Below are 1584 nucleotides of genomic sequence, written 5' to 3' on the forward strand. Positions count from 1 at the left end.
CGCCCGGCGCCAGTTGCTGGCTGCCGCGACCGCCACCATCAGCCTGCCCTGGCTGGGGCTGGGCAGCGCCCGCGCACAGGAAGGGACCATCCGTATTGCACAGTCCACCGCCCTCACCGGCCCGCTGGGCGATCTCGGTTCGGCCATGCACCAGGGTGCCAAGGCGGCGTTTGCGGGCATCAATGCACGGGGTGGCATCCACGGCAAGACCATTGAACTGGTCACACAGGACGACACCTACGATGTGCCCAAGGCGCTGGCCAATGTGGAGCAGTTCCTGGCAGACCCTGGGTACTTTGCGCTGTTCAACTGCATGGGCACCCCCATGATCGACGCCATGCTGCCCAAGGTGATCGAGAGTGGCATTCCGTTTTTCGCCCCCTTCACCGGCGCGCAACTGAGCCGCACCAAGGCCCGCAGTGTTTTCAACATCCGCGCCAGCTACGCCGACGAGGCCGAAAAGCTGGTGCAACACCTATCGACCATCGGCATCCAGCGCATCGGCATCGTCTACCAGAACAACGCGTTCGGCAAAGAGATCTTTACCGCCGCCAAACAGTCGATGGACCGCCTCAAGCTGCCCGAGGCGCTGACGGTGACGGTCGAAAACAACGCGTCGGATGCCGGCGCCGCAGCCACCAAACTGGCAAGCGGCAACCTCGAAGCCATCGTGATCGGCCTGGCAGGCAAGCCCACGCTGGAATTCGTGAAGGCGTTTCGCGCCATCAAGCGCGGCGTGACGCTGTATGCACTGTCGGTGATGGGCACCCCCGCTACCGTGAAGGCCCTGGGCGCAGATGCCACGGGCATGGCCATCTCGCAGGTCGTGCCCCTGCCCTCCAACGTGGTCATGCCGGTAGTGCGCGACTTCCAGGCCGCCTGGAAGGCCTCGGGCGCCACGGCCGATCCCTCGCACCTGGCGCTGGAGGGCTACATCAACGCCCGCGTCTTTGCCGAGGCCCTGCAGCGCGCGGGCCGCAACCCCACACGAGCCGCCTTCATCGACGCCACCTGGAACCTCAAGAAGTGGGACCTGGGTGGCTTCGAGATCAACGCCAGCACCCCCGACCGCAATGCATCGCGGTTTGTGGAGCTGACGCTGGTGGGGCGCGACGGCAGGTTTATCCGCTGATCCCCGGGGTTGCTGCGCCGTCCCCCGGACTCTGGTGGGCCGGTGATGCCGACTCCACCGTAGCTCTCGCTTTGCGTGGAGCCAGGTGCTGAAAGCACAGCGCCTCACAAAACAACTATCAAATAGATAGCTATTAGCGCTTACTGGATAAGCGCTAGAGGCTGTTTTAGCTCATGTTTTTTACTACTGCGCCGTTACCCCATACCGGTAGCCCTTGAACGACCAGACAGTACGCCCAGGCTCGATCTTCTCCAGCACCAGGCCGGGTGCCGCCTGGTCGCCTTCGTGCAACACCTGTCCGTTGACGATGGCCATGCGGTAGGCCGGATTGTTCGAATGGGTGGCGCCCGTCACCTTGAGCGCAGGCAACTGCGTGCGCAAGGCCTCGGGCAGATCTCCCTGCGCAAACACGGGGCTGGCGGGCGGCGGGGCCACCCCGGCGTCTGGTGACG

The 1584-nt window shown here is 64.5% G+C and carries 2 protein-coding genes; one reads left to right on the top strand and one right to left on the bottom strand.

All coding sequences use genetic code 11. The features are described from left to right. Positions 1–1132 (top strand): ABC transporter substrate-binding protein (locus NFX52_RS30075; RefSeq protein WP_252635997.1); only part of this gene is annotated, 1132 nt, incomplete at its 5' end. A gap of 183 nt (positions 1133–1315) precedes the next feature. Here the strand turns inward: NFX52_RS30075 and NFX52_RS30080 are convergent. Continuing rightward, a partial coding sequence (locus NFX52_RS30080; RefSeq protein ID WP_252635998.1) for a general secretion pathway protein GspB occupies positions 1316–1584 on the bottom strand: 269 nt, incomplete at its 5' end.

Origin of the sequence: Acidovorax facilis (assembly GCF_023913775.1) — a bacterium.
Taxonomy (GTDB): Bacteria; Pseudomonadota; Gammaproteobacteria; order Burkholderiales; family Burkholderiaceae_C; genus Acidovorax; species Acidovorax facilis.